This is a genomic window from Mycobacterium sp. NTMscope_MAC_12 (assembly GCF_976985675.1).
Window position 1 is genome coordinate 479,822 of record NZ_CDRJYY010000001.1, and the last position, 25,223, is coordinate 505,044.

At 68.6% G+C, this 25,223-nt stretch carries 24 protein-coding genes and 1 pseudogene; 16 read left to right on the plus strand and 9 right to left on the minus strand.

Features of this window, described 5'->3' with window-relative positions; translation table 11 throughout:
* Positions 1-29 precede the first annotated feature (29 nt).
* Genes AC0KS4_RS02400 through AC0KS4_RS02410 form a run of 3 tightly spaced genes read left to right on the plus strand, consistent with a single transcriptional unit; the run spans position 30 to position 1,625 of the window.
* The gene (locus AC0KS4_RS02400; protein ID WP_225327345.1) at positions 30-461 is read left to right on the plus strand and encodes an Rv0880 family HTH-type transcriptional regulator; all 432 of its coding nucleotides are present in this window, start codon (positions 30-32) and stop codon (positions 459-461) included.
* Positions 458-1,336 carry a TrmH family RNA methyltransferase gene (locus AC0KS4_RS02405; RefSeq protein ID WP_225327344.1) on the plus strand — a complete coding sequence of 293 codons (879 nt, stop codon included), beginning with the start codon at positions 458-460 and terminating at the stop codon, positions 1,334-1,336. The genes AC0KS4_RS02400 and AC0KS4_RS02405 overlap by 4 nt, the downstream gene beginning before the upstream one ends.
* A gap of 10 nt (positions 1,337-1,346) precedes the next feature.
* Positions 1,347-1,625, plus strand: a complete 279-nt coding sequence (locus AC0KS4_RS02410) for a DUF2537 domain-containing protein (protein WP_374109696.1) — start codon at positions 1,347-1,349, stop codon at positions 1,623-1,625.
* Between the two features lie 60 nt (positions 1,626-1,685).
* Here AC0KS4_RS02410 and sepH read toward each other — a convergent pair whose 3' ends face one another.
* Both sepH and serC read right to left on the minus strand, forming a co-directional pair.
* Positions 1,686-2,456: a septation protein SepH gene (gene sepH / locus AC0KS4_RS02415; protein WP_225327342.1), complete on the minus strand. Its 771-nt coding sequence runs from the start codon at positions 2,454-2,456 to the stop codon at positions 1,686-1,688.
* A 134-nt stretch (positions 2,457-2,590) separates the two neighbouring features.
* Positions 2,591-3,709 (minus strand): phosphoserine transaminase, encoded by a 1,119-nt coding sequence (gene serC, locus AC0KS4_RS02420; protein WP_225327341.1) that lies wholly within the window; start codon positions 3,707-3,709, stop codon positions 2,591-2,593.
* A 247-nt stretch (positions 3,710-3,956) separates the two neighbouring features.
* Here serC and AC0KS4_RS02425 point away from each other — a divergent pair, with 247 nt between their 5' ends.
* Both AC0KS4_RS02425 and AC0KS4_RS02430 read left to right on the plus strand, forming a co-directional pair.
* Positions 3,957-4,982 carry an AurF N-oxygenase family protein gene (locus AC0KS4_RS02425; RefSeq protein WP_225327340.1) on the plus strand — a complete coding sequence of 342 codons (1,026 nt, stop codon included), beginning with the start codon at positions 3,957-3,959 and terminating at the stop codon, positions 4,980-4,982.
* 21 nt (positions 4,983-5,003) lie between these two features.
* Entirely contained in the window at positions 5,004-6,692 is a 1,689-nt protein-coding gene (locus AC0KS4_RS02430) for an FAD-dependent oxidoreductase (RefSeq protein WP_225327339.1), read from the plus strand.
* Here the strand turns inward: AC0KS4_RS02430 and AC0KS4_RS02435 are convergent.
* The gene (locus AC0KS4_RS02435; protein WP_225327338.1) at positions 6,689-7,147 is read right to left on the minus strand and encodes a VOC family protein; all 459 of its coding nucleotides are present in this window, start codon (positions 7,145-7,147) and stop codon (positions 6,689-6,691) included. The genes AC0KS4_RS02430 and AC0KS4_RS02435 overlap by 4 nt on opposite strands.
* 135 nt (positions 7,148-7,282) lie before the next feature.
* On the minus strand, positions 7,283-8,404 hold the full coding sequence (locus AC0KS4_RS02440) for a citrate synthase 2 (protein WP_225327337.1): 1,122 nt from the start codon (positions 8,402-8,404) through the stop codon (positions 7,283-7,285).
* Between the two features lie 117 nt (positions 8,405-8,521).
* Between AC0KS4_RS02440 and pdxH the strand changes: the two genes are divergently transcribed.
* The 3 genes from pdxH (at position 8,522) to AC0KS4_RS02455 (ending at position 11,648) form a co-directional block, all read left to right on the plus strand.
* Positions 8,522-9,151: a pyridoxamine 5'-phosphate oxidase gene (gene pdxH, locus AC0KS4_RS02445; protein ID WP_238958398.1), complete on the plus strand. Its 630-nt coding sequence runs from the start codon at positions 8,522-8,524 to the stop codon at positions 9,149-9,151.
* A gap of 30 nt (positions 9,152-9,181) precedes the next feature.
* Positions 9,182-10,081, plus strand: a complete 900-nt coding sequence (locus AC0KS4_RS02450) for an amidohydrolase family protein (protein WP_238958300.1) — start codon at positions 9,182-9,184, stop codon at positions 10,079-10,081.
* 271 nt (positions 10,082-10,352) lie between these two features.
* Positions 10,353-11,648, plus strand: coding sequence for a citrate synthase (locus AC0KS4_RS02455; RefSeq protein ID WP_225327335.1), 1,296 nt, complete (start codon positions 10,353-10,355; stop codon positions 11,646-11,648).
* 44 nt (positions 11,649-11,692) lie between these two features.
* Here the strand turns inward: AC0KS4_RS02455 and AC0KS4_RS02460 are convergent, their stop codons facing one another.
* The 5 genes from AC0KS4_RS02460 to AC0KS4_RS02480 form a co-directional block, all read right to left on the minus strand.
* Positions 11,693-13,294: a phytoene desaturase family protein gene (locus AC0KS4_RS02460; RefSeq protein ID WP_238958397.1), complete on the minus strand. Its 1,602-nt coding sequence runs from the start codon at positions 13,292-13,294 to the stop codon at positions 11,693-11,695.
* A complete protein-coding gene (locus AC0KS4_RS02465; protein ID WP_225327334.1) occupies positions 13,291-13,554 on the minus strand; it encodes a DUF2630 family protein in 264 nt (87 codons plus the stop codon). Before AC0KS4_RS02465 ends, AC0KS4_RS02460 begins: the two co-directional genes overlap by 4 nt.
* Positions 13,555-13,607: 53 nt before the next feature.
* Positions 13,608-14,945 carry a sensor histidine kinase gene (locus tag AC0KS4_RS02470; RefSeq protein WP_225327333.1) on the minus strand — a complete coding sequence of 446 codons (1,338 nt, stop codon included), beginning with the start codon at positions 14,943-14,945 and terminating at the stop codon, positions 13,608-13,610.
* A gap of 15 nt (positions 14,946-14,960) precedes the next feature.
* A complete protein-coding gene (prrA, locus tag AC0KS4_RS02475; protein WP_007777113.1) occupies positions 14,961-15,671 on the minus strand; it encodes a two-component system response regulator PrrA in 711 nt (236 codons plus the stop codon).
* Between the two features lie 113 nt (positions 15,672-15,784).
* Positions 15,785-17,266, minus strand: a complete 1,482-nt coding sequence (locus AC0KS4_RS02480) for a carboxyl transferase domain-containing protein (protein ID WP_238958299.1) — start codon at positions 17,264-17,266, stop codon at positions 15,785-15,787.
* A 27-nt stretch (positions 17,267-17,293) separates the two neighbouring features.
* On the opposite strand from AC0KS4_RS02480, the gene AC0KS4_RS02485 reads away from it, so the two are divergent.
* From AC0KS4_RS02485 to AC0KS4_RS02520, 8 genes and pseudogenes are all read left to right on the plus strand, one after another.
* On the plus strand, positions 17,294-18,025 hold the full coding sequence (locus AC0KS4_RS02485; protein ID WP_238958298.1) for an enoyl-CoA hydratase: 732 nt from the start codon (positions 17,294-17,296) through the stop codon (positions 18,023-18,025).
* Between the two features lie 6 nt (positions 18,026-18,031).
* Positions 18,032-19,141: an MBL fold metallo-hydrolase gene (locus AC0KS4_RS02490; protein WP_238958297.1), complete on the plus strand. Its 1,110-nt coding sequence runs from the start codon at positions 18,032-18,034 to the stop codon at positions 19,139-19,141.
* A gap of 39 nt (positions 19,142-19,180) precedes the next feature.
* The gene (locus AC0KS4_RS02495; RefSeq protein ID WP_238958296.1) at positions 19,181-20,758 is read left to right on the plus strand and encodes a serine hydrolase; all 1,578 of its coding nucleotides are present in this window, start codon (positions 19,181-19,183) and stop codon (positions 20,756-20,758) included.
* Positions 20,755-23,130 (plus strand): cation-translocating P-type ATPase, encoded by a 2,376-nt coding sequence (locus AC0KS4_RS02500; protein WP_238958295.1) that lies wholly within the window; start codon positions 20,755-20,757, stop codon positions 23,128-23,130. Before AC0KS4_RS02495 ends, AC0KS4_RS02500 begins: the two co-directional genes overlap by 4 nt.
* A gap of 65 nt (positions 23,131-23,195) precedes the next feature.
* The gene (locus AC0KS4_RS02505) at positions 23,196-23,384 is read left to right on the plus strand and encodes an antitoxin (RefSeq protein WP_225327327.1); all 189 of its coding nucleotides are present in this window, start codon (positions 23,196-23,198) and stop codon (positions 23,382-23,384) included.
* A gap of 3 nt (positions 23,385-23,387) precedes the next feature.
* A complete protein-coding gene (locus AC0KS4_RS02510; protein ID WP_225327326.1) occupies positions 23,388-23,849 on the plus strand; it encodes a type II toxin-antitoxin system Rv0910 family toxin in 462 nt (153 codons plus the stop codon).
* A 90-nt stretch (positions 23,850-23,939) separates the two neighbouring features.
* A pseudogene (locus AC0KS4_RS02515) lies at positions 23,940-24,709 on the plus strand (VOC family protein).
* A gap of 78 nt (positions 24,710-24,787) precedes the next feature.
* Positions 24,788-25,222: a hypothetical protein gene (locus AC0KS4_RS02520; RefSeq protein ID WP_238958294.1), complete on the plus strand. Its 435-nt coding sequence runs from the start codon at positions 24,788-24,790 to the stop codon at positions 25,220-25,222.
* Position 25,223: the final 1 nt, after the last annotated feature.

A 25,223-nucleotide genomic window follows, 5' to 3' on the forward strand; every position in this document is an offset into this window, starting at 1 on the left:
TTTCTCAGGCTTCCGTGTAACCTCGCGCCATGCCTGACAGCGATGCGCGGCTGGCCAGCGACCTGTCACTGGCTGTCATGCGGCTGGCCCGCCAACTGCGGTTCCGCAACCCGTCGTCGCCGGTGTCGCTGTCGCAGCTGTCGGCGCTGGCCATGCTGGCCACCGAAGGTCCGATGACGCCCGGCGCCCTGGCAATTCGCGAACGGGTCAGGCCGCCATCGATGACGCGGGTGATCGCGTCGCTGGCCGAGATGGGTCTGGTGGATCGCGCGCCGCACCCCGTCGACGGCCGGCAGGTCCTGGTCTCGGTTTCCGAGGCCGGGGCGGAGCTGGTCAAGGCCAACCGTCGCGCCCGTCAGGAATGGCTGGCCAAGCGGCTGTCGACGCTGGACTCCGAACAACGTGACATCCTGCGCAGCGCGGCCGATCTGATGTTGGCGTTGGTCGACGAAAGCCCGTGAGCGCCGGCGCCGATGTTGGCAACGTTCACGACGTCGACGACCCCGACGACCCGAGGCTCGACGATTTCCGCGACCTGAACAGTGTCGATCGCCGTCCCGACCTGCCGTCGGGAAAAGGGCTGGTGATCGCCGAAGGCGTGCTGGTGGTGCAGCGCATGCTCGCGTCCCGGTTCCGCCCGCATGCCCTGCTCGGCACCGACCGCCGGCTCGCCGAGCTCAAGGACGACCTGGCCGGCAGCGCCGTGCCGTTCTACCGGACGTCGGCCGACGTCATGGCCCAGGTGGTCGGCTTTCACCTCAATCGCGGCGTGCTGGCGGCCGCCCGGCGGGTGCCGGAGCCGAGCGTGGCCGAGGTGCTCGCCGGCGCCCGCACCGTCGCCGTGCTCGAAGGGGTCAACGATCACGAGAACCTGGGCTCGATCTTTCGCAACGCGGCCGGGCTGGGCGTCGACGCGGTGATCTTCGGCAGTGGGTGCGCCGATCCGTTGTACCGTCGCGCCGTCCGGGTCTCGATGGGCCACGCCCTGCTGGTGCCGTACGCGCGCGCAACCTGTTGGCCCGCCGAGCTGATGACGTTGAAGGAGAACGGATTTCGGCTTCTGGCGATGACCCCGCAAGACTCGGCGTGCCCGTTGGCCGAGGCGATGACGGCCGCGCGCGGCGAACGCGTCGCGGTGTTGGTGGGCGCGGAGGGTCCCGGGCTGACGCCGGCCACCTTGCGATTGAGCGATGTGCGAGCGCGCATTCCGATGTCGCGGGGCACCGACTCGCTCAACGTCGCGACCGCGGCCGCGCTGGCGTTCTACGAGCGGGCCCGGCTCGGTGACGTCGCGGGCCGCTCGGCGGCGAAAGGCGGGGATGGACGGTCAGGCTAGGCTTCGGCTGATGAAGGACCAGTCCGTGCCCTGGGCAACGGGTTTGACGGTGACCGCGTTTGTCGCGGCGGTCACCGCCGCGGCGATCGTGGTGCTCAGTCTGGGCTTGGTTCGCGTGCATCCGCTGCTGGCCGTCGGGCTGAACATCGTGGCGGCCGGGGGACTGGCGCCGACCCTGTGGGGGTGGCGGCGCACCCCCGTTCTGCGCTGGTTCGTGCTGGGCGCCGGAGTCGGCGTGACGGGAGCGTGGATCGCGCTGCTCGCGATGGCGGCCGCGGGTCGCGCCTAGTGGTGATCGCGAGCGCGGCGTAGCCGGGCGAAGCGGGTCGCCACCATTTGCTCTAGCGGGCTAGCGCTGCCCGCCCGAGCGCACGCCGAGCAGCACGTCTTCCCACGCCGGGATGACCGGCTTGCCCCGGCGGGTGTGTACCGGCTTCTCGTCGGGCTCGGGGGCCGGCGCTTCCGCGACGGGTGGCTTCGCGGGCTCTTCGAAGTCGACGTGGGCCACCCGCGCCACCGGTCGCAACGGACGCTCGAAGGTCGGGTCGATCAACGCGCTGGCGGCGTCGTCGATGGCGGTGACCGTTCCGCCGTGGGCGCCGGGGGCGAAGCAGAAATGCGCGAGGTTGTCCGAACGACCGACCTTCCACGCGAGCTGCACCGTCCAGCGGTTGTCTTCGTTGCGCCAGGCGTCCCAGCTGAGTTTGTCGTGGTCGAGGCCCCGGGTCACCAAGGCGGTGCTGACGGTCTCCAGCAGGGTCAGCACGGCCGGACCGTCGGCCAGCATGGGGTGTGCGGCGGTTGCCAGTTCCGCGGCGCGAAACCGTTCCAACAGCACCGGGTGAGCGAAGCGGCGGATCCGCGAAACGTCCGAGCCCGACGCCGCGGCGACCTGCTCGACGGACGCGCCGGCGCGGATCTTGGCCTGAATTTCCTTGGGGCTGAGCATGTTGGTGACTTCAATCTCGAGCTGCGGTTGCTCGGGGTGCTGGGCCGCGTCGCGCAGAGCGGCTCGCAGGCGGTCGTCGGCCGCCAGCTTGAACTGCTCCGCGGGATCATCGCTCTCGCAGATGACGTATTTGCTGTCGGCGTCGAGCCCGACCACTTTGAGTTCCCGCATGGCTATCTCCTCGCAGGCTCCGTGCAGGTCAGCGACGGATCCGTCACGGCGCACTTTAGTCCAGCAACCGCCCATCATCTGTGCTGACACGCTGGGCGGTTGCGCGCGATTGCCGGCTGTTCCAGGGCGTGCGACTAAAGCCGCTCGACGACCCAGTCGACGCACTCGGTGAGGGCGCTGACGTCGTCGGGATCCACCGCCGGGAACATCCCGACCCGCAGCTGGTTGCGGCCGAGCTTGCGGTACGGCTCGGTGTCGACGATTCCGTTTGCCCGCAGGATCTTCGCCACGGCCGCGGCGTCGACGTCGTCGACGAAGTCGATGGTGCCCACCACCTGCGAGCGCAGCTTCGGGTCGGTGACGAACGGGGTGGTGTAGGGCCGCTCCTCGGCCCACGAGTACAGGCGTCCCGAGGAGTCCGCCGTGCGCTTGACGGCCCAGTCCAGCCCGCCGTTGCCCAGCATCCAGTCGACCTGCTCGGCCATCAGCGCCAGGGTGCCGACCGCCGGGGTGTTGTAGGTCTGGTCCTTGAGGCTGTTCTCCACCGCGATGGGCAGCGACAGGAAGTCGGGGACCCAGCGGCCGGATGCGGCGACCGATTCGACGCGGGCCAGCGCTGCGGGGCTCATGACGGCCAGCCACAGCCCGCCGTCGCTGGCGAAATTCTTCTGTGGCGAAAAGTAGTAGGCATCCGTCTCGGTGATGTCGACGGGCAGGCCACCGGCCCCGGACGTCGCGTCGATGACGACCAATGCCTCACCGGAGTCGGTGGGTCGGCGCACGGGCACGGCGACGCCGGTCGAGGTCTCGTTGTGGGCCCAGGCGATCACGTCCACGGAGGGATCGCTCTGCGGCTCGGGTGCGCTGCCCGCATCCGACTTGATGACGATGGGATCGCCGACGAAGGGGTTCTTGGCGACCGCGGAGGCGAACTTCGAGCTGAATTCGCCGTAGGAGAGGTGCAGCGAGCGCTTGTCGATCAAGCCGAACGCCGCGGCATCCCAGAACGCCGTCGCGCCCCCGTTGCCCAGAATGACCTCGTAGCCCTCCGGCACCGAGAACAGCTGGGCGAGCCCCGACCGCAGTCGGCCCACCAGATTCTTGACCGGCGCCTGCCGGTGCGAGGTTCCGAACAGCGGCGCCGCGGTCGTGGTCAGCGCCTGGAGTTGTTCGGGCCGGACCTTGGACGGGCCGCACCCGAAGCGGCCGTCGCGGGGTTTGATGTCAGCGGGGATCTCGAGCTGGTCAGCCATGTTCATCAGGGTAGTGAGCCGCCCTGGCGGCCCGATTCAGCGGGCCGTCCGCCGACGCCTGCCGTCGGGGCAAAAGGCCTGCTCGGACCCGCCGCAACGTTTCGCTGGTTGTGATCCAGGGCATATGAATCGGATGACCACTGGTCAGGTCACAGTGCGTCGGAGGGGTCTAGGAAATATCCGGTACCTCCGGTACTGTCTGGACATAGCACGTCCAAATGTAAACCTCGTTGAGGAGGCCTGAATTATGGCTAGGACGCGATTGGTCCGGCGTTGGCGCCGCAACATGGAAGTGCGCGACGACGTCGACTACGTCAACATGCTTGCCACACTGTCCGAGGGGTCGGTGCGGCGGAACTTCAACCCATACACCGACATCGATTGGGACTCACCGGAATTCGCTGTCACCGACAACGACCCCCGGTGGATCCTGCCGGCGACCGACCCGCTGGGCCGCCACCCCTGGTACGCGGCGCAGTCAGATGAGCGCAAGATCAAGATCGGGATGTGGCGGCAGGCCAACGTGGCCAAGGTGGGGTTGCACTTCGAATCCATCCTGATCCGCGGCCTGATGAACTACACGTTCTGGGTGCCCAACGGATCACCCGAATACCGGTACTGCCTGCACGAGTCGGTCGAAGAGTGCAACCACACCATGATGTTCCAGGAGATGGTGAACCGGATCGGCGCCGACGTCCCGGGCATGCCGCGGATGCTCAAGTGGCTGTCGCCGTTGGTTCCGCTGGTGGCCGGGCCGCTGCCGGTGGCGTTCTTCATCGGCGTGCTCGCCGGCGAGGAACCCATCGACCACACGCAGAAAAACATTCTGCGCGAAGGCAAGTCGCTACACCCGATCATGGAACGAGTGATGGCGATTCACGTCGCCGAGGAAGCGCGCCACATCTCGTTCGCCCACGAGTTCCTGCGCAAGCGGGTGCCCGAACTGACCAAGCGGCAGCGCTTCTGGACCGCGTTGTACCTGCCGCTGACCATGAAGGCGCTGTGCCGCGCAATTGTGGTGCCGCCCAAGGCTTTCTGGCGGGAGTTCGACATTCCGCGCGAGGTCAAGAAGGAACTGTTCTTCCGGTCGCCGGAATCGCGGAAGTGGCTCAGCGACATGTTCGGTGACGTGCGGATGCTGGCCTACGACACCGGCCTGATGGAGACGCGCTCGGCGCGGTTGATGTGGCGGTTGTGCAAGATCAACGGAAAGCCGTCGCGCTACCGCAGCGAGCCGCAGCGCCAGCACCTCGCCGCGGTCCCGGCCGCATAACGGGTCCGGTTTGTAGGTTTCATGCCGCACGTTATTACCCAGTCGTGCTGCAACGACGGGTCCTGTGTTTTCGCGTGTCCGGTGAATTGCATTCACCCCACACCGGACGAGCCCGGCTTTGCCACCTCGGAGATGCTCTACATCGATCCGGTGGCCTGCGTGGACTGCGGCGCCTGCGTGAGCGCGTGCCCGGTCGGGGCCATCGCGCCCGACACCCGGCTGGATACCAAGCAGCTGCCCTTCGTCGAGATCAACGCGTCCTTCTACCCGAAACGGCCCGAGGGCGAGAAGCTTCCGCCGACGTCGAAGCTGGCCCCGGTTATCCCGGCCGCCGAAGTGCGTGCCCGCCGCCGGCCGCTGACCGTGGCCATCGTCGGATCGGGTCCGGCGGCGATGTATGCCGCCGACGAGCTACTCACCCAGCACGGCGTGTGCGTCAACGTCTTTGAGAAGTTGCCCACCCCGTACGGGCTGGTGCGGGCCGGGGTGGCGCCCGATCACCAGAACACCAAGAGGGTCACCCGGCTCTTCGACCGGGTCGCCGGCCACGAGCGCTTCCGCTTCTATCTCAACGTCGAGATCGGCAACCACCTCAGCCACGACGACCTGTTGGCTCACCACCACGCCGTGCTGTACGCCGTGGGTGCGCCCGACGACCGCCGTCTGGACATCGAGGGCATGGGACTGGCCGGTACCGGCACCGCGACCGAATTGGTCGCCTGGATCAACGGTCATCCCGACTTCGCCGATCTGCCAGTCGATCTCAGCCACGAACGGGTGGTGATCATCGGCAACGGAAACGTCGCCCTCGATGTGGCCCGGGTGCTCACCGCGGACGCCGACGACCTGGCCCGCACCGATATCGCCGACCACGCGCTGGCGGCGTTCCGCGGCTCAGCGGTGCGTGAGGTGGTGATCGCCGCCCGGCGTGGCCCGGCCCAGTCGGCGTTCACGTTGCCCGAGCTGATCGGGCTCACGGGCGGTTCCGAGGTCGTGCTCAGCGCGGCCGACCACGAGCTGGTCGCGGCCGACCTCGCGACGGCGTCGGATGCCTTGACGAAAAACAAGCTGGAAATCTTGAGCACGCTCGGCGACGCCTCGGCGCCGGCGGCACGCCCGCGGATCAGGCTGGCTTACCGGCTCACTCCGAATCGTGTGCTGGGGGAGCAGCGCGTCTCCGGTGTGGAGTTCTCGGTCACCGGCACCAATGACGTGCGCCGCGTGAACACGGGTCTGGTGCTGACGTCGATCGGCTACCGCGGCAAGCCAATTCGCGGCCTTCCCTATGACGAATCGTCGGCCGTGGTGCCCAACGACGGCGGGCGCGTCGTCGATCCCGCCTCCGGCACACCGGTGCCCGGCGCATACGTCGCGGGCTGGATCAAGCGGGGGCCGAGCGGGTTCATCGGGACCAACAAGTCGTGCTCGTTTGAGACCGTGCAGGCCCTGGTCGCCGATTTCAACGCCGGCAACCTGACCGATCCGGCGGCCAAGCCCGAGGCGCTGACCGCCCTGGTGCGCGCCCGCCAGCCCGACGCCATCGACGCGGCGGGATGGCGTGCCATCGACGCCGCGGAGATCGCGCGCGGCAGCGGTGAGGGCCGGCCCCGCAACAAGTTCACCGACGTCGCCGCGATGCTCGCGGCCGCAGCGACCGCCGAGCCGGCGCCGCCGCCGCGACGCCGGCTCTTGGACCGGCTGCTCGGCTAACCGGCTCCCTGCCCGGACATCGCCGCCGTGATCTCTTCCATGCTGACCTCGCGGACCGGCTGCCCCAGCGACCAATGGTGGCCGAACGGGTCGGCGACCACGCCGTAGCGGTCGCCCCAGAACTGGTCCTCCAGCGGGGCCACCACGGTGGCACCGGCGTCCAGCGCCCGCTGGAAGCCGGCGTCGACGTCGGTGACGGTGAGGTGGATCGTGACCGGGGTGCCACCCAACGAGGTCGGGGTCATCGACTTGCCGCCACACATCTCCGGGAAGTCGTCGTTGAGCATCACCGTGAAGCCGTTGATGCGCACCGCGGCGTGGACCAGTTTGCCGTCCGGACGCGGCACACGGCCAATCTCCTCGGCCCCAAAAGCCTTGACGTAGAAGTCGATTGCCGCGGCGGCATTGTCGACCACGAGGTGCGGGGACAATGCGGGTTCGATGTTGATCGCCATGCTGGTTCTCCTTGCTATCGGTTCCGTCGCCTGCCCACGGCAGGGCAGGCTCACGACGTATGACTGCGTCGGTGACGCAAACTCATCGCGCGACAGCGACCATTAAATCGCCGGGTACCGACAAGCTGGAAGGGCTCAGGCGTTGGTGAGGCTGCGGTCCCAGCCCTCGACGGATTCCGGGCTGCGCGGGGCGGGGCCCACGTAGATCGCCGACGGCCGGACCAGCTTGCCGAGCCGCTTCTGCTCGAGAATGTGGGCGCACCACCCGGCGGTGCGCCCGCAGGTGAACATCGCGGGCATCATGTTGGCCGGCACCCGGGCGAAGTCCAGGATGACCGCGGCCCAGAACTCGACGTTGGTCTCGATGGCCCGGTCGGGGCGCCGCTCACGCAGCTCGGCGAGGGCGGCCTGCTCCAGCGCGACGGCAACCTCGTGGCGCGGCGCGGCCAACCGCTCGGCGGTGGCGCGCAGCACCCGCGCCCGCGGGTCCTCCGCGCGGTACACCCGGTGCCCGAATCCCATCAGCTTGTCGCCGCTGTCCAGGATCTTCTTCACCAGGCCGCGCGCGTCGCCGGTGCGCTCGACCTCTTCGATCATCGGCAGCACCCGCGCCGGCGCGCCGCCGTGCAGTGGGCCGCTCATCGCGCCGATCGCCCCGGACAGCGCCGCGGCCACGTCGGCGCCGGTGGAGGCGATGACCCGTGCGGTGAACGTCGAGGCGTTCATGCCGTGCTCGGCGGCCGAAACCCAGTAGGCGTCAATCGCTTCGACGTGACGCGGGTCCGGCTCGCCCTGCCAGCGCGTCATGAAACGGGCAGTGACCGTTTCGCACTCGTCGATCACCCGCTGCGGCACCGCGGGCTGATAAATACCGCGCGCGGACTGCGCCACATACGACAGCGCCATGACGGACGCCCGGGCCAGCTGGTTGCGGGCGGTGGCCTCATCGGTGTCCAGCAGCGGCTTGTACCCCCAGATCGGGGCGAGCATCGCCAGGCCCGCCTGCACGTCGACGCGCACGTCACCGGTGTGGATGGGCAGCGGGAACGGCTCGGCGGGCGGCAGCCCGTGGCCGAACTTGCCGTCGACCAGCAACGCCCATACGTCGCCGAAGGTGACGTGCTGACCCACCAGGTCTTCGATGTCGACACCGCGGTAGCGCAGCGCGCCGCCGTCTTTATCCGGTTCGGCGATTTCGGTGGTGAAGGCCACGACGCCTTCCAGTCCGGGGACAAAGTCTTCGGGGACCACAGTCATGCCGAAAATTCTCGCACCCCCCGCTCGGGCCGACGCTACCGGCCGGTAGCAAGCGCCGGTAGCGTGGACGCGATGGCAGGACGAGACCCCGAGCCAGGAAAAGAGCACCTGCAAAGAATGCGTGTGGAATACGGATCGGTGGAGAAGGACGGCAGTCCAGACCTCGACGCGGACTGGCTCGCCGACGGTTGGGTTTCGTTGTTGCGCAGATGGATCGACGACGCCGAGGCAGCGGGTGTCGCCGAGCCCAACGCGATGGTGCTGGCCACCGTCACCGCCGACGGCCGGCCGGCCAGCCGGTCGGTGCTGTGCAAGAGCATCGACGAGACCGGAATCACCTTTTTCACCAACTATGGCTCGGCCAAGGGCGACGATCTGGCCGCGACGCCGTACGCCGCGGTGACGTTTCCCTGGTACCAGCTCGGCCGCCAGGTCCACGTCCGCGGCCCGGTGCGCAAGGTCACCGCGGAGGCCACCGAGGACTACTGGTCGAAACGGCCGCGCGGGTCACAGCTGGGCGCCTGGGCCTCGCATCAGTCGCACCCGATCGCCTCGCGGGCGGCCCTGCTGGGCCAGCTGGCGGAGGTGACCGCGCGCTTCGCCGACCGCGACCAGGTTCCGGTGCCGCTGGGCTGGGGCGGCTATCTCATCGCGCCGGAGGTGGTCGAGTTCTGGCAGGGACGGGAAAACCGCTTGCATAACCGCATCCGGGTCAGCGGCGATCGCGTCGAGCGCCTCCAGCCGTAGCGCGCCGACCGGCGGCTAACTTGGCTGGCGATGGACGAAACGGAATCGGTGCGCCGGCTCACGAAGTCGCTCGGGCTGCCAGGCATCGTCGACGTGCACACGCATTTCATGCCCAAGTCGGTGATGGACAAGGTGTGGCGATACTTCGATGATGCCGGTCCACTGGTGGGACGGCATTGGCCGATCGCCTACCGCAGCGACGAACAACAGCGCCTGCGGGCCCTCCGGGGCTTTGGGGTCCGGGCGTTCACGTCGCTGATCTATCCGCACAAGCCGCACATGGCGGCCTGGTTGAACCAGTGGGCGAGATCGTTCGCGGCGACGACGCCCGACTGCCTGCACACCGCGACGCTGTACCCCGAACCGGGTGTAAAGGACTACGTGGGTCAGGCCATCGCCTCGGGCGCCCGAGTGTTCAAGGCCCACATTCAGGTCGGCCGATACAGCCCCACCGACCCGCTGCTCGACGGCGCCTGGGGCCTCATCGAAGACGCCGCAATCCCCGTCGTCATCCACTGCGGCTCGGGTCCCGTCCCCGGCGACCACACCGGCGTCGGGCCCGTCGCCGCCCTGCTCGCGCGCCATCCCCACCTGCGGTTGATCGTTGCCCACCTGGGCATGCCCGAGTACACGGGCTTCCTCGACCTGGCCGATCGGTACGACGACGTGCGCCTCGACACCACCATGGCGTTCACCCCGTTCATCGAGGAGGCCATGCCGTTCCCGCCCGCCGAGTACGGACGGCTTCGCGACCTCGCCGACCGCATACTCTTCGGGAGCGACTTTCCCAACATCCCGTATGGCTACCTCGACGCGATCCAAGTCCTCACCCGGCTGCCTGGCGTCGACGACGTGTGGCTGCGAAAGGTGTTACATGACAACGCCGCTCACGTCTTCGGGCTGGCTGAACCGATGTCCACGACGGGGTGATGGCCGCCGCTTGCCCGGGCAAGGGCGGTGCGGGTGAACCCGTTGCGGTCTGCGCTTCGGCGGATCGCGTCGCACCCGCGGGCGAGCGCCGGGCGCGCAGTGGCGAAAGTCACGAGCCGCCGGGACGGTCACCGCGCTACCTGATGAAAGCTTAAGGAAGGTTCGTAGACCCGACCCCGGACGGGCGCCTCGTCGCCATAACGACTACCTTCAGCTGTAAGCACCCAAGTCAGGGGGCAGCCGTATCAGCCGGAAGCACGAAGGGGTTCTCGTGGCCGACACCGACGACACCGCCACTCTGAAGTACCCGGGCGGTGAGACCGACCTGGAGATCGTCAGCGCCACCGAAGGCGCCGACGGCATCGCGCTGGGCTCGCTGTTGTCCAAGACCGGCTACACCACATTCGACAACGGTTTCGTCAACACCGCGTCGTGCAAGAGCTCGATCACCTACATCGACGGCGACGCCGGAATCCTGCGTTACCGCGGCTACCCGATCGAGCAACTGGCCGAGAAGTCGACCTTCATCGAGGTGAGCTACCTCTTGATCTACGGCGAGCTGCCCAGCAAGGAGCAGCTGGCCGAGTTCACCAAGCGGATCCAGCTGCACACCATGCTGCACGAGGACCTGAAGCGGTTCTTCGACGGTTTTCCGCGCAACGCCCACCCGATGCCGGTGTTGTCCAGCGCGGTCAACGCGCTCTCCGCGTACTACCCGGACTCGCTCGACCCGACCGACACCGAGCAGGTCGAGCTGTCCACCATCCGGCTGTTGGCCAAGCTGCCGACCATCGCCGCCTACGCATATAAGAAGTCGGTCGGTCAGCCGTTCCTCTACCCGGACAACTCGCTGACGCTGGTGGAGAACTTCCTGCGCATGACCTTCGGCCTGCCCGCCGAGCCCTACCAGGCGGACCCCGAGATCATTCGGGCGCTGGACATGCTGCTCATCCTGCACGCCGACCACGAGCAGAACTGCTCGACGTCGACGGTGCGGTTGGTTGGGTCGTCACAAGCCAACCTGTTCACCTCCGTTTCCGGCGGAATCAACGCGCTGTGGGGCCCGCTGCACGGCGGCGCCAACCAGGCGGTCCTCGAGATGCTCGAGCAGATCCGCGAAAGCGACGACAACGTCAGTGAATTCGTCCGGAAGGTGAAGAACCGCGAGGCCGGCGTCAAGCTGATGGGCTTCGGCCACCGCGTCTACAAGAACTACGACCCGCGGGCCCGCATCGTCAAGGAGCAGGCCGACAAGATCCTGGCCAAGCTCGGCGGCGACGACGACCTGCTCAGCATCGCCAAGGAGCTCGAAGAGGCGGCGCTGACCGACGACTACTTCGTCGAGCGCAAGCTGTACCCCAACGTCGACTTCTACACCGGCCTGATCTACCGCGCCCTCGGGTTCCCGACGCGGATGTTCACCGTGCTGTTCGCGCTGGGCCGGATGCCCGGCTGGATCGCGCACTGGCGTGAGATGCACGACGAGGGCGACAGCAAGATCGGCCGCCCGCGCCAGATCTACACCGGCTACACCGAGCGCGACTACGCGACGATCGACGCGCGCTAGTTTCCCTGCCGAGCAGACGCAGAATCGCCTGCGGGCGGCGGGATTTATGCGATTCTATGTCTGCTCGCGAGGGAGGCGAGCACTGCCATCGCAGCGTTGTGCCCGCCGATGCCCGACACCGCCCCGCCGCGGCGAGCGCCCGAGCCGCACAACATGATTCGTTGGTGAGTGGTGGCCACGCCCCATCGCCGCGCCGGGGTGTCCAGCGGCTCGTCATCGTCGGCGAACGGCCAGCACAGCCCGCCGTGGAAAATGTGGCCGCCGCTCATGCGCAGGGCGCGCTCGAGGTCCGATGTGGTCGTCGTCTCGATGCACGGGCGCCCGTGCGCATCGTGCAACAGCAGCTCTTGAATCGGTTCGGCCAGAACGGAATTCAGCGACGCCAGCACCCTGTCGGTCAGCTGGTCGCGCAGCGCGTCGGGGTCGGCGTCGTCGAACAGCGCGTGCGGGGTGTGCAGGCCGAACACCGTCATCGTCTGGGCGCCCGAGCCGCGTAGGTCGTCGGACAGGATGCTGGGGTCGGTCAGCGAGTGGCAATACGCTTCGCACGGCAGGGGATTCGGCGCTCGCCCCGCGGCCGCCTGCGCGTAGGCGGTATCCAGTTGCGTCCAGGTCTCGTTGACGTGAAAGGTTCCGGCGAAGGCCTGCTCGGGTGTGACGCCGCGGTCGCGTAGGCGGGGCAGTCGCCGCAGCACCATGTTGACCTTGACCTGCGCGCCGCCGGCCGACGGTGGCGGTTCTTCGCCGAGTAGCCCGGCCAGCACGGTGGGCGTGACGCCGGCGAGGACGAACCGGGCCCGGACCCGCCGCTCTCGCTCGCCGATGCGATAGCGCACTTCACCGCTCGGGTCGACGGCGTAAACGTCTGCGCCGCTGACGATTTCGGCGCCGTGGCCGACGGCCGCCGTGGCCAGGGCGGTGGTCAGCGCGCCCATCCCGCCGATCGGCACGTCCCAGTCCCCGGTGCCACCGCCGAGCACGTGGTACAAGAAGCAGACGTTCTGCGTCAACGACGGGTCGTCGAGGCGGGCGAAGGTGCCGATGAGGGCGTCGGTGGCCATCACCCCGCGGACCAGGTCGTTGCCCACCGCGCCGGCGATGGCCCCGCCGATCGGTTCCTCGATCATGGCTTCCCAGGCCGCCGCCGCGCGGGGGTCGTGGCTTTCCACGACGCGGTGGCGGGCCTGCCCGCGGCTGCGCAGCGGTTCGAGCAGTGTCGGCCACAGCCGTTCGGTCACCAGCCGGCAGCGCTGGTAGAAGGCGGCGAAGCCGGGGGCGTCGTCGGCCGCGCCGATGGCGGCGAAGGTGTTACCGGTCGCCCCGATCAGCAGGCCGCCACGACCGCCGGTGGCCGGGTCGGACGTGTACGACGAAAAGGGCCGTCGCGCCAGCCGAATCCCGGCGCCCAGGTCCTCCACGATGCGGCTCGGCAGCAAGCTGACCAGGTAGGAGTAGCGCGAGACGCGGACGCCGACGCCGGCGAAGGGTTGCGCCGAGATGGCCGCGCCGCCGGTCTGTTCCAGCCGTTCCAGCAGGCGCACCCGCAGGCCCGCCCGGGCCAGATAGGCCGCCGCGACGAGGCCGTTGTGCCCGCCTCCGACGACGACGACGTCTACCGCGTCGACGCCTGCCGCCTGGCCGCTCAGCTCAGGTAGCCCTCGACCTCGTCGGGCGGTCGCACCTCCGCCTCGCGTGGGTCACCGCCGCTCTCGCGCAGCGCCCGGCGCTGCCGCAGCAGATCCCAGCATTGGTCGAGTTCGATCTCCATGCGCCGAAGGCGGTCGTGTTCCTCCGACGTGTCGATGTCACCGCGCTGCAGTTGGGCCCGCAGCGCCTTTTCCTCGGCGACGAGGTCGCGGATGTGTGCCAGGGTGTCGTTGTCGGTGGGTTTGCTGCCGTTGGCCATCGCTCCAGTCTGCCCGACTCGCAAGCCGGCTGATAGCCGCCGACGGCCAGCGGCTAACTGGGGCCGGGGAGCCGCAGCACCAACCGCGCACCACCCAGCGGGCTGCTTTCCAGCGCGGCGGTCCCGCCGTGCAGCTGGGCCTGCTGGGCCACCAAGGCCAATCCCAGGCCCGACCCGGAATGCGACGCCGTCGATCCGCGGGAGAACCGGGCGAACACCACCTGACGCTCGTCCTCCGGCACGCCGCGCCCGTTGTCGTCGACGGTGATCTCCACGCCGGCGCGCGAGCTGACCGCCGACAGCTCAACGCGCGTGGCGCCGCCGTGCTTGACGGCATTGGCGATCGCGTTGTCGACGGTGAGGCGCAACCCGGCCGGCAACCCCACGATGATGCAGGTGGGCGACGGCACCAGCGAGACGTCGACCCCGGGATAGATCCGCATGGCGTCGTGGGCGGCCCGGTCGAGCAGCTCGGTGATGTCGACCGGCACGTGATCGTCGGACGTCGACAGTTCGCCCTGGGCCAGCCGCTCGAGGGCGCTCAGCGTGGCCTCGATGCGCGACTGGGTGCGGATGACGTCGCCCAACACCTCTTTGCGTTGTTCGTCCGGCATGTCCAGGGTGGACAGCACCTCGAGGTTGGTGCGCATCGCGGTCAGCGGAGTGCGCAACTCGTGCGAGGACACGGCAGCGAAGTCGCGCGCGGACGCGAGCGCCTCCTTGGTCCGGTCCTGTTCCTTCCAGATGCGCTGCAGCATGCCCCGCATGGCCTCGGCGACCTCGACCGCCTCGGTGGCGCCGCGCACCGCCACCTGTGGCCGCTCGTCGGCGTCGATCGAGCGGGCTTGCTGCGCCAGGCGCTTGAACGGCCGGACCGCGAAAGCCGCCAGGAGCCAAGCGAATACCGCCGCCGCGCCGATCGACAGCGCGCAGATCAGGATCACCCGGCGATGCAGGTTGTTGGTCTGGGCGATCGTGTCGTAATACGTCGCACCCACTGCCACCGTCGCCGGCTGCGGCGTCGCGACCTCCAAGGTTCGGACGCGATAGCGGACCCCGTTGATGTACGTGTCGGCATAGCCCACGTCCAGCGGCGGCAGCGTGACGTCCGAGTTGGACTTGACCTGTCCGTCGCGCCGGACGGTGATCACGGTGTCCTGATCGTGGGGGGCGCGCGGGATGTCGTCGAGCCCGCGCGGCAGGAAGGGGATGGCGAAGCCCGCCGCTTCGTCCAGGCGCCGGTCCAGCCGCTCCTTCCAGGCGCTGGTGATGCCGAACCACACGACCGCCCCCGCGATCACCACCACGATGGCGGTGCCGATCGCGGTCGCGACCGCGACCCGGGCCCGTAACGACGGCGTACGGGTCAGGATCCGGGACAGGATGTTCATGGCCGCTCGCCCGGGTTACTGCATGCGCAGCACGAATCCCACTCCGCGCACGGTGTGCAGTAGCCGGGGCCCACCGTTGGCCTCCAGCTTGCGGCGCAGGTATCCGATGAAGACGTCGACGACGTTGGTGTCGGCGGCGAAGTCATAACCCCACACCAGCTCGAGCAGCTGCGCGCGGGACAAGACCGCGGTCTTGTGTTCGGCCAGCACCGCCAGCAGGTCGAATTCCCGCTTGGTCAGGTCGACGTCGACGCCGTTGACGCGGGCACGACGGCCCGGGATGTCGACTTCCAGCGGCCCCACCGTGATGGTTTCCGAGGAGGAGGTGGCGGTGGCGCCGCGGCGCCGCAGCAGCGCCTTGACCCGCGCGACCAGCTCGGCCAGCACGAACGGTTTGACCAGGTAGTCGTCGGCCCCGGCCTCCAGGCCCGCCACCCGGTCGTCGACCGAGCTGCGGGCCGACAGCACGCAGACCGGGACGTCGTTGTCCATGGCGCGCAGCGCGGTGACGACGCTGACGCCGTCCAGCACCGGCATGTTGATGTCGAGCACGATCGCGTCCGGCCGCGTCTCGGTGGCGCTGCGCAATGCCTCGGCGCCATCGACCGCGGTCGACACCTCGAATCCGGACAGCCGCAGGCCACGTTCCAGCGACGCGAGCACATCGGAGTCGTCGTCGACGACCAAGACCCGCGGTGAGCTAGCTCCTGTGTCCATGCCGCCCATTTTGCCTGATTGCTGCTTTCGGCGGTGGGAGGCGCGACCTGGGGCGAGCAGACGCGGAATCGCATCAAACTCGCTGATTCTGTGCGATTCCGCGTCTGCTCGCCGGAAGTGTTTCAGCGCACACCGATGTTGCGGTAGCGCCGCAACCGGGCGGCCAGCCGCTCGGCGGCGGGCATCCCGCGCAGCGCCTGCACCTCGGCGGCGATGGCCCGCGACAATCGCCGCGAGAACTCGACGGGCTCGTCGGCGGCGTCGGGATGTTCCGCGACGACGACGTCGACAATTCCGGACTCCAACAGATCAGCCGACCGAATGCCTTGGGCCGCAGCGAGTTCGGCGGCATGATCGGTGTCGCGGAAGACGATCGCGCTGGCGCCTTCCGGCGGTAGCGGCGCCAGCCAGCCGTGCAGCGCGGCCAACACCCGGTCGGCGGGCACCATCGCCAGCGCCGGCCCACCGCTGCCCTGGCCCAGCAGCACGGAGACCGTCGGGGTATCCAGGGTCACCAGCTCGGCCAGGCACTGGGCGATCTGCCCGGCGAGCCCACCCTGCTCGGCCTCGGCGGACAGCGCCGGCCCCGCCGTGTCGATCACCAGCACCAGCGGCAGACGCAATTCGGCGGCCAGCGCCATGCCGCGCCGGGCCTCGCGCAACGACGCCGGGCCCACGGTGCTTGCCCGGCCGCCCGCTATCCGCTGCTGGCCGAGCACCACCACGGGCTGGCCGGCCAACCGGGCCAGCGCCAACAGCGTGGTCGCCGCCTCTCCTCGACCGGTCCCCGACAACAGCACCTGATCAGTTGCGCCGTGCCGCAACAGAAGTCCGACGCCCGGCCGGTCGGGCCGCCGCGATGCGACCACCGAGTCCCACGCCGCGACGTCGGGTGTCGGTTCGGGTGGTGGCGGCGCGGGCAGCGGCTCGGGAGGGTCGGCGATGACGGTCATCGCGCGGTCCAGCGTGGGGCGCAGCTCGTCGAGCGGGACGACGCCGTCGATCACGCCGTGCCGCTGCAGGTTCTCCGCGGTCTGGACGCCCTCGGGGAACGGTTCGCCATAGAGCAGCTGGTATACGCGAGGCCCGAGGAAGCCGATCAACGCGCCCGGTTCGGCGAGTGTGACATGGCCCAGCGAGCCCCACGACGCGAACACGCCGCCGGTGGTCGGATTGCGCAGATAGACCAGGTAGGGCAGGTGCGCCTGGGTGTGCAGCCGGACGGCGGCGGCGATCTTCACCATCTGCAAGAACGCGACCGTGCCCTCTTGCATGCGGGTGCCCCCGGAGCTCGGCGAGGCCAGCAGCGGCAAGCCCTCGGCGGTCGCCCGCTGCACCGCGGCGGTGATCCGTTCGGCGGCGGCCACCCCGATCGAGCCGCCGAGAAAGCCGAATTCGCAGACCACCACCGCGACCCGGCGCCCGAAGATGCGCCCTTCGCCGGTGAGCACCGATTCGTCCAGGCCGGTAGCGGCGCGGGCGTCGGCCAGCTCTCGCGCATAGGCGGTGCTGAGCGGCACGGCGAGCGGCTCAGCGTCCCAGCGGATGAAGGAATTCTCGTCCAGGACCGTGTCGCGTAGTTGACCAGCCGAGATACGACTCACGTGACGAGGCTATATAGGGTGGCTCCCATGATCGGTGTCAGCCAGGCCGAAGCCGTTTTGACCATCGAGTTGCAGCGCCCCGAGCGCCGCAACGCCTTGAACTCGCAGCTTGTCGAGGAGCTGCGGGAGGCCGTGCTGAAGGCGGGCGACGGCTCCACCCGGGCGATCGTGCTGACCGGCCAGGGCACGGTGTTCTGCGCCGGTGCGGACCTGAGCGGCGACGCGTTCGCCGCCGACTATCCCGACCGGCTCATCGAGCTACACAAGGTGTTGGACGCGACCCTCATCCCGGTGATCGGCGCCATCAACGGCCCGGCCATCGGCGCGGGCCTGCAGCTGGCCATGCAATGCGATCTCCGGGTGGTCGCGCCGGACGCCTTCTTCCAGTTTCCGACATCGAAATACGGCCTGGCCCTTGACAACTGGAGCATCCGGCGCCTGTCGACGCTGGTCGGTCACGGCCGGGCCCGCGCGATGCTGCTGGCCGCGGAAAAGCTGACGGCCGACGCGGCGCTGCAGACCGGGATGGCCAACCGCATCGGGACGCTGGCCGACGCCCAGGCCTGGGCCGCCGAGATCGCCGGCCTGGCCCCGCTGGCGATCCAGCACGCCAAGCGGGTGCTCAACGACGACGGCGCCATCGAAGAGGCCGGGCCGGTGCACAAGGAGCTCTTCGACAAGGCCTGGAGCAGTCAAGACGTCGTCGAAGCCCAGGTCGCCCGCATCGAGAAGCGGCCACCGAAGTTCCAAGGAGCCTGACGAACCATGCGCGGGGCGCTACGGCTGGTCGCCGGCACGGCGTCGCTGGCGGGCGGGGGTTGGCTGGTGCGCGCGCTGCACGGTGCGCCGGACGCGCTCGGCGCCCATCCCGCATCGATCGCCGCGGTGACGGCCGGGTCCCCGCACTGTCGCGACGGCGTTTTCGTCAACCTCGAGCCGGCCTCGGACACCAAGATGGACCGCGAGCAACTGCGGCTCATCGCGTGGGAGCTGGTGGGAAACCGGGGTGGAAGCCGGCCGCGGGGGCCGATCCCGCTGACGGCCCCGGGGGTCTTCGGCGCGGATCCGAGCGGGCTGGCGGTCAGCTGGTTCGGCCACTCCACGGCGCTGCTGGAAATCGACGGCTACCGGGTGCTCACCGATCCGGTGTGGAGCGACCGGTGTTCGCCGTCGGACATCGTCGGGCCGCAGCGGCTGCATCCACCGCCGATTCAACTCGAGGGGCTGCCCGCCGTCGACGCGGTGGTGATCAGCCACGACCACTACGACCACCTCGACATCGACACGATCAGGGCGTTGGCCCGCACGCAGCGGTCGCCGTTCTTCGTTCCGCTCGGTGTCGGCGCCCACCTGCGCAGGTGGGGGATACCCGAGCACCGCATCGTCGAGCTCGATTGGCACCAGAGCGCGAAGGTCGACGAGCTCACCGTGGTTTGCGTGCCGGCGCGGCATTTTTCGGGCCGCTTCCTGGACCGCAATACGACGTTGTGGGCGTCGTGGGTGTTCCGTGGGCCGACCCATCGCGCGTACTTCGGCGGCGACACCGGTTACACCAAGAGCTTCGCCCAGATCGGCGCCGACCACGGACCGTTCGACCTGACCCTGCTGCCCATCGGGGCCTACAACACGGCCTGGCCCGACGTGCACATGAGCCCCGAGGAGGCGCTGCGGGCGCACCTCGACGTCACCGACGGGGGACTGCTGGTGCCGATCCACTGGGGCACCTTCCGGTTGGCGCCGCACCCGTGGGCCGAACCGGTCGAGCGCCTGCTCGCCGCCGCGGAGCCCGAGCGGGTGAACGTGGCGGTGCCGGTGCCCGGTCAGCGCCTTGATCTCGCGGCCCCGGTGAAATCGAACCCGTGGTGGCAGCTCTGATTCATGCGGCGCGCATCGTCACCGGGCTAAGGTCGCGCCATGACCAAACGCGCGGCCGCTGCCATCGCGATACTGCTCGGGTTGACGGGATGCGGCTCCGCGCAGCCGACCGCCGGGCCCCCGCCCACACTGTCTGACGTCCCGCCCAACCAGGTGTCCGGCGTGGCGATTCCGGCCGGCCGCATCGACGATGCCGTCGCAAAAATCGACGGCCTGGTCGGCGACCTGATGAAAAGCACCGGTGTCCCCGGAATGGCGGTCGCCGTTGTCCACGGCGGGAAGGTGTTGTACGCCAAAGGCTTCGGCATCAAGGACGCGAGCAAGGGGCAGGGGCAGGACAACAAGGTGGACGCCGACACCGTCTTCCAGTTGGCCTCGGTGTCCAAATCGGTCGGTGCGACGGTGATCGCGCACGAGGTCAGCGACAACATCGTCGGCTGGGACACCCCGGTGGCCGCCAAGCTGCCGTGGTTCACGCTCAGCGACCCCTATGTCGCCGGCCATGTGACCGTCGCTGACATGTATTCGCATCGCTCCGGGCTGCCCGACCACGCCGGCGACAAACTGGAAGACCTGGGCTACGACCGCCGTCAGACACTCGAGCGGCTCAAGTACCTGCCGCTGGCGCCCTTCCGGATCAGCTACGCCTACACCAACTATGGGATCACCGCCGGTGCGGAGGCGGTGGCGGCCGCGGCGGGCAAATCATGGGAGGATCTGTCCGACGAGGTGCTCTACCGCCCCCTGGGGATGACGTCGACCAGTTCACGCTTTGCCGACTTCATCGCCCGGCCCAACCATGCGGTCAACCACATCAAGGTCGCCGACAAGTGGGAGGCCCGTTTCCAGCGGGACCCCGATCCCCAGTCACCCGCGGGCGGCGTCAGTTCATCGGCCAACGACATGGCCCACTGGCTGATGATGTTGCTGGGCAACGGAACTCACAACGGCCAGCGGATCGCCTCGCCGGAAGCCTTGCTGCCCGCGACCAGTCCGCAGATGGTGTCGGCGCCCGCGACGACGCCCAAGGCCCGCACCGGTTTCTACGGATACGGCTTCAACGCGTCGGTCGACTCCTCGGGCCGCACCGAATACAGCCACTCCGGCGCTTTCGATTTGGGGGCGGCGACGAACTTCGTGGTGATGCCCTCGGAGGACTTGGGCATCATCGCGCTGACCAACGGCGCGCCCTACGGCATCCCGGAGACGCTGACCGCCGAATTCATGGACCTCGTCCAGTACGGCCAGATCCGCGAGGACTGGGGCGCCTTATACAAAAAGGCGATCGGCTGGCTGAACAATCCGGTGGGCTCGCTGGTCGGGAAGCAGCCCCCGCCCAATCCCGCCCCGGCCAAACCGCTCGGCGAGTACGCCGGCGTCTACGCCAGCGACTACTGGGGTCCGGCCGTCGTGACCGAACGCGACGGCGCCCTGCAGTTGGCGATGGGCCCGAAAAACCGGACGGTCACCCTCACCCATTGGGACGGAGACACCTTCACCTTCCCGCTGACCGACGAAAACGCCCCACCCGGAACAGTTTCCACAGCGGTGTTCGCCAACAACACGGTGAACCTGGAGTACTACGACACCGAGAAGTTGGGGACCTTCACCCGATGAGCGCCGGCCTGACCGATGCCGAGGTGACGCAGCGGGTTGCCGACGGCCAGAGCAACGCGATACGGAAACGCGCGACGCGCAGCATCACCGATATCGTGCGGGCCAATGTGTTCACCCGGATCAACGCGATCCTTGGGGTCTTGCTGCTGATCGTGCTCGCGACGGGTTCGCTGATCAACGGGATGTTCGGCCTGTTGATCGTCGCCAACAGCGTCGTCGGCATGGTCCAGGAAATCCGGGCCAAGCAGACGCTGGACAAGCTCGCGATCGTGGGACAGGCGAAACCCTTGGTGCGCAGGCAATCCGGAACGCGTGCGGTGCCGCCCGAGGAGGTGGTGCTCGACGACATCATCGAGCTCGGACCCGGCGATCAGGTCGTCGTCGACGGAGAGATCGTCGAGGAGGCGAACCTGGAAGTCGACGAGTCGCTGCTGACCGGCGAGGCCGACCCGATCGCCAAAGCCGTCGGCGACCCGGTGATGTCGGGCAGTTTCGTCGTCGCGGGCACCGGCGCCTACCGGGCCACCAAGGTCGGTCCGGACGCCTACGCGGCCAAACTCGCCGAGGAAGCCAGCAAGTTCACGTTGGTGAAATCCGAACTGCGCAACGGCATTAACCGCATCCTGCAGTTCATCACCTACCTGTTGGTGCCGGCCGGCCTGCTGACGATCTACACCCAGCTGTTCACCACCCACGCGGGCTGGCGCGAGTCCGTGCTGCGGACGGTGGGTGCCTTGGTACCGATGGTCCCCGAAGGGCTGGTGCTGCTGACGTCGGTCGCGTTCGCGGTCGGGGTGGTCCGGCTCGGCCAGCGCCGCTGCCTGGTGCAGGAGCTGCCCGCCATCGAGGGACTCGCGCGGGTCGACGTGGTCTGCGCCGACAAGACGGGCACCCTGACCGAAAGCGGCATGCGGGTCGCGCGGGTCGACGAGCTCGACGAGGCCGGGCGGCGTGGCCGGATCGGCGACGTGCTGGCCTCCTTGGCCGCCGCCGACCCGCGGCCCAACGCGAGCATGCGCGCCATCGCCGAGTCCTATCCCGATCCGCCCGGCTGGACCGCCACGGCGACAGCACCTTTCAAGTCGGCCACCAAGTGGAGCGGCGTGTCCTTCGAAGGACACGGCAACTGGGTGATGGGGGCGCCCGACGTGTTGCTCGAGCCGGCGTCGGCGGCGGCCGAACAGGCCGAGCGAATCGGGGCGCAAGGTTTGCGGGTCCTGCTGGTGGGCGCCGCTGACGTGGCCGTCGACCACCCGGACGCGCCGCAGCATGTCACCCCTGTTGCGCTGGTAGTGCTCGAACAGAAGGTGCGTCCCGACGCCCGCGAAACGCTGGATTATTTTGCCGGTCAAGGCGTTGCGGTCAAAGTGTTGTCCGGGGACAACGCCGTCTCGGTCGGCGCCGTCGCCGACAAGCTCGGGCTGCACGGCCAGACGATGGACGCCCGCCAACTCCCCTCGGAACCCACGCAATTGGCTGACGCGCTGGACACCCACACCACCTTCGGGCGGGTGCGGCCGGATCAGAAACGCGCCGTGGTGCACGCCCTGCAATCGCACGGGCACACCGTCGCGATGACCGGCGACGGCGTCAACGACGTGTTGGCCCTCAAAGACGCCGATATCGGCGTCGCGATGGGGGCCGGCAGCCCGGCCTCTCGCGCCGTGGCGCAGATCGTCTTGCTGGACAACAGGTTTGCGACGTTGCCGTACGTCGTCGGTGAGGGACGGCGGGTGATCGGCAACATCGAGCGAGTCGCCAACCTGTTCCTGACCAAGACCGTCTATTCGGTGCTGCTGGCGTTGTTGGTGGGCATCGAATGCCTGCTATCCAAAGCGCTGAAAGCCGACCCGTTGCTGTATCCGTTCCAGCCGATCCACGTCACCATCGCGGCGTGGTTCACCATCGGAATACCGTCGTTCATCCTGTCGCTGGCGCCCAACAACGAGCGCGCCGAGCCGGGCTTCGTGCGCCGGGTCCTGAGCTCGGCCCTGCCGTCGGGGCTGATCGTCGGCACCGCGACCTTCGCGTCGTACCTCATCGCCTACCACGGTCGTCACGCCAGCTTTCAGCAACAGGATCAGGCGTCGACCGCGGCCCTGATCACCTTGCTCATGACGGCGCTGTGGGTGCTGGCGGTGGTCGCACGTCCCTACCAGTGGTGGCGGGTGGCGCTCGTAATCGCCTCGGGCCTGGCCTATGTGGTGATCTTCAGCCTGCCACTGGCCCGCAAACAGTTCCTGCTGGATCCGTCCAATGTGACGGTGACCGCGACCGCTGTGGGGATCGGTCTGTTGGGTGCCGCCGCGGTCGAGGCCATGTGGTGGATCCGCGCCAGAATGCTGGGCGTGCAGCCGCGGTTGTGGCGCTGAGCACACCGAACTCGACTCCGGCCGGTTTCGCCGGGCAAGTACGATGCCGGGAAAAGGGAGGGCGCATGGGATTCCTGGACAAGGCCAAGGATCTGTTGTCGCAGAACGCCGACAAGGTCGAGATGGCCATCGACAAGGCCGGCGAGTTCGTCGACGAGAAGACGCAGGGCAAGTACACCGACACCATCCACCAGGTGCAGGAACAGGCCAAGAAGGCGACCGGCCCTGCGGACACGGGCGACCAGCAGAACTGAGCCATGGCCAAGCTTTCCGGATCCATCGATGTCCCGCTGCCACCCGAGGTGGCCTGGCAGCACGCTTCTGACCTGTCCCGGTACAAGGACTGGCTGACCATCCACCGGGTGTGGCGCAGCGCCTTGCCCGACGAGATCGAAAAGGGCTCGGTCGTCGAGTCGATCGTCGAGGTCAAGGGCATGCCCAACCGGATCAAATGGACGGTGGTGCGCTACAAGCCGCCCGAGGGCATGACGCTCAACGGCGACGGTGTCGGCGGCGTCAAGGTCAAACTGATGGCCAAGATCCAGCCCAAAGGGGACGGCTCCGTCGTCAGCTTCGACGTGCACCTCGGCGGCCCGGCGCTGTTCGGCCCCATCGGCATGATCGTCGCCGCCGCACTGCGCGGCGATATCAACCAGTCGCTGGAGAACTTCGTCGCGGTGTTCACCCGACCCGACCCGAGCACCAACGGGCATCGCTGATCGCCGGGGCCTGCCGATGAGTTTTGGGCACCGCAGCGGTCGATAGTTGTGAACCCCGTTGTCCAGGGGAAACACCACCAGGAGGTCACTGTGCCCATTCGTGACAGCGCGCCGCTGGGCGCCCCATGCTGGATCGATCTGACCACGTCCGACGTCGCCCGCGCCCAAGAGTTCTACGGCACGGTTTTCGGCTGGGCGTTCGAGTCCGCCGGTCCCGAATACCACGGATACGTCAACGCCGCCACGGACGGCCACGTGGTCGCCGGGATCATGGCGAACGGGCCCGAAGCCGAGACCCCGGACCGCTGGGTCACCTACTTCCACACCGCCGACATCGACACGACACTGACCGCGGCGAGCGGGGCGGGTGGTTCGGTGTGCATGGCGATCGAGGTGCCCGCCAAGGGCCGGATGGGCCTGGTGACCGACCCAACCGGCGCGATGTTCGGCTTGTGGCAGCCGCTGGAGCATCTCGGCTTCGAGATCACCGGCGCGGCAGGGGCCCGGTCTGGCACCAGCTGACCACGCGCGACTATGGCGCGGCCCTCGACTTCTACCGCGACGTCCTGGGCTGGCGTACCGAGTCCGCGTCCGACACCGACGAATTCCGCTACACCACAGCGTGGTTCGGCGACGAGCAATTGCTCGGCGTGATGGACGGCGCCTCATTGTTGCCGGAGGGGACCCCGTCGAACTGGGTGATCTTCTTCGGCGCCGAAGACGTCGACAACACCCTGCGACTGATCGTCGACCACGGCGGCGCGGTGCTGCGCGGCGCCGAGGACACCCCGTATGGACGGCTGGCCGCCGCGAGCGATCCGACCGGCGCCCTCTTCAATCTGTCCTCGTTGCCGAGCTGACGCCTCGGATCGCCGGCGCCACGCTAGCGCGGCGCTCGGTGCCGCGGCACGGCGTCGGAGTCGGTTAACCTCGCTACCATGACCCGCCGACTGCGCCCCGGTTGGCTGGTGGCGTTTTTCGCCGTGGTGGTTTCGGCCAGCGCGTGGCTGCCGTGGCTGAGGACGGCGGTCAACGGCGGGGGCTGGGCCAACGCCATCGGAGGCGCCCACGGCAACTTGGAACTGCCCCCGGGGTTCGGCGCCGGCCAGCTCATCGTGCTGCTGGCCTCGACACTGCTGGTGGCCGGCGCGATGATGGGCCGCGGCCTGTCGGTGAAGCTCGCTTCGGTTGCCGCGCTGTTGATTTCGCTGCTTATCGTGGCGCTGACGGTCTGGTATTACAAGCTCAACGTCAACCCGCCGGTGTCGGCCGAATACGGCCTCTACGTCGGTGCGGGCGGCGCGGTGTGCGCCGTGGCGTGCTCGATCGTGGCTGTGATCGCGGCGCTGGCTTCCGGTCGGTCGCGGCGCTGAG

Coding starts and splice junctions, on each gene's coding strand:
- AC0KS4_RS02430 (WP_225327339.1), top strand. CDS start 5,004: ATGCCGCACGTTATTACCCAGTCGTGCTGCAACGACGGGTCCTGTGTT.
- AC0KS4_RS02400 (WP_225327345.1), top strand. CDS start 30: ATGCCTGACAGCGATGCGCGGCTGGCCAGCGACCTGTCACTGGCTGTC.
- AC0KS4_RS02465 (WP_225327334.1), bottom strand. CDS start 13,554: ATGGCCAACGGCAGCAAACCCACCGACAACGACACCCTGGCACACATC.
- prrA (WP_007777113.1), bottom strand. CDS start 15,671: ATGGGCGGCATGGACACAGGAGCTAGCTCACCGCGGGTCTTGGTCGTC.
- AC0KS4_RS02435 (WP_225327338.1), bottom strand. CDS start 7,147: ATGGCGATCAACATCGAACCCGCATTGTCCCCGCACCTCGTGGTCGAC.
- AC0KS4_RS02490 (WP_238958297.1), top strand. CDS start 18,032: ATGCGCGGGGCGCTACGGCTGGTCGCCGGCACGGCGTCGCTGGCGGGC.
- AC0KS4_RS02520 (WP_238958294.1), top strand. CDS start 24,788: ATGACCCGCCGACTGCGCCCCGGTTGGCTGGTGGCGTTTTTCGCCGTG.
- AC0KS4_RS02450 (WP_238958300.1), top strand. CDS start 9,182: ATGGACGAAACGGAATCGGTGCGCCGGCTCACGAAGTCGCTCGGGCTG.
- AC0KS4_RS02500 (WP_238958295.1), top strand. CDS start 20,755: ATGAGCGCCGGCCTGACCGATGCCGAGGTGACGCAGCGGGTTGCCGAC.
- serC (WP_225327341.1), bottom strand. CDS start 3,709: ATGGCTGACCAGCTCGAGATCCCCGCTGACATCAAACCCCGCGACGGC.
- pdxH (WP_238958398.1), top strand. CDS start 8,522: ATGCGTGTGGAATACGGATCGGTGGAGAAGGACGGCAGTCCAGACCTC.
- AC0KS4_RS02495 (WP_238958296.1), top strand. CDS start 19,181: ATGACCAAACGCGCGGCCGCTGCCATCGCGATACTGCTCGGGTTGACG.
- AC0KS4_RS02505 (WP_225327327.1), top strand. CDS start 23,196: ATGGGATTCCTGGACAAGGCCAAGGATCTGTTGTCGCAGAACGCCGAC.
- AC0KS4_RS02425 (WP_225327340.1), top strand. CDS start 3,957: ATGGCTAGGACGCGATTGGTCCGGCGTTGGCGCCGCAACATGGAAGTG.
- AC0KS4_RS02410 (WP_374109696.1), top strand. CDS start 1,347: ATGAAGGACCAGTCCGTGCCCTGGGCAACGGGTTTGACGGTGACCGCG.
- sepH (WP_225327342.1), bottom strand. CDS start 2,456: ATGCGGGAACTCAAAGTGGTCGGGCTCGACGCCGACAGCAAATACGTC.
- AC0KS4_RS02510 (WP_225327326.1), top strand. CDS start 23,388: ATGGCCAAGCTTTCCGGATCCATCGATGTCCCGCTGCCACCCGAGGTG.
- AC0KS4_RS02470 (WP_225327333.1), bottom strand. CDS start 14,945: ATGAACATCCTGTCCCGGATCCTGACCCGTACGCCGTCGTTACGGGCC.
- AC0KS4_RS02485 (WP_238958298.1), top strand. CDS start 17,294: ATGATCGGTGTCAGCCAGGCCGAAGCCGTTTTGACCATCGAGTTGCAG.
- AC0KS4_RS02440 (WP_225327337.1), bottom strand. CDS start 8,404: ATGACTGTGGTCCCCGAAGACTTTGTCCCCGGACTGGAAGGCGTCGTG.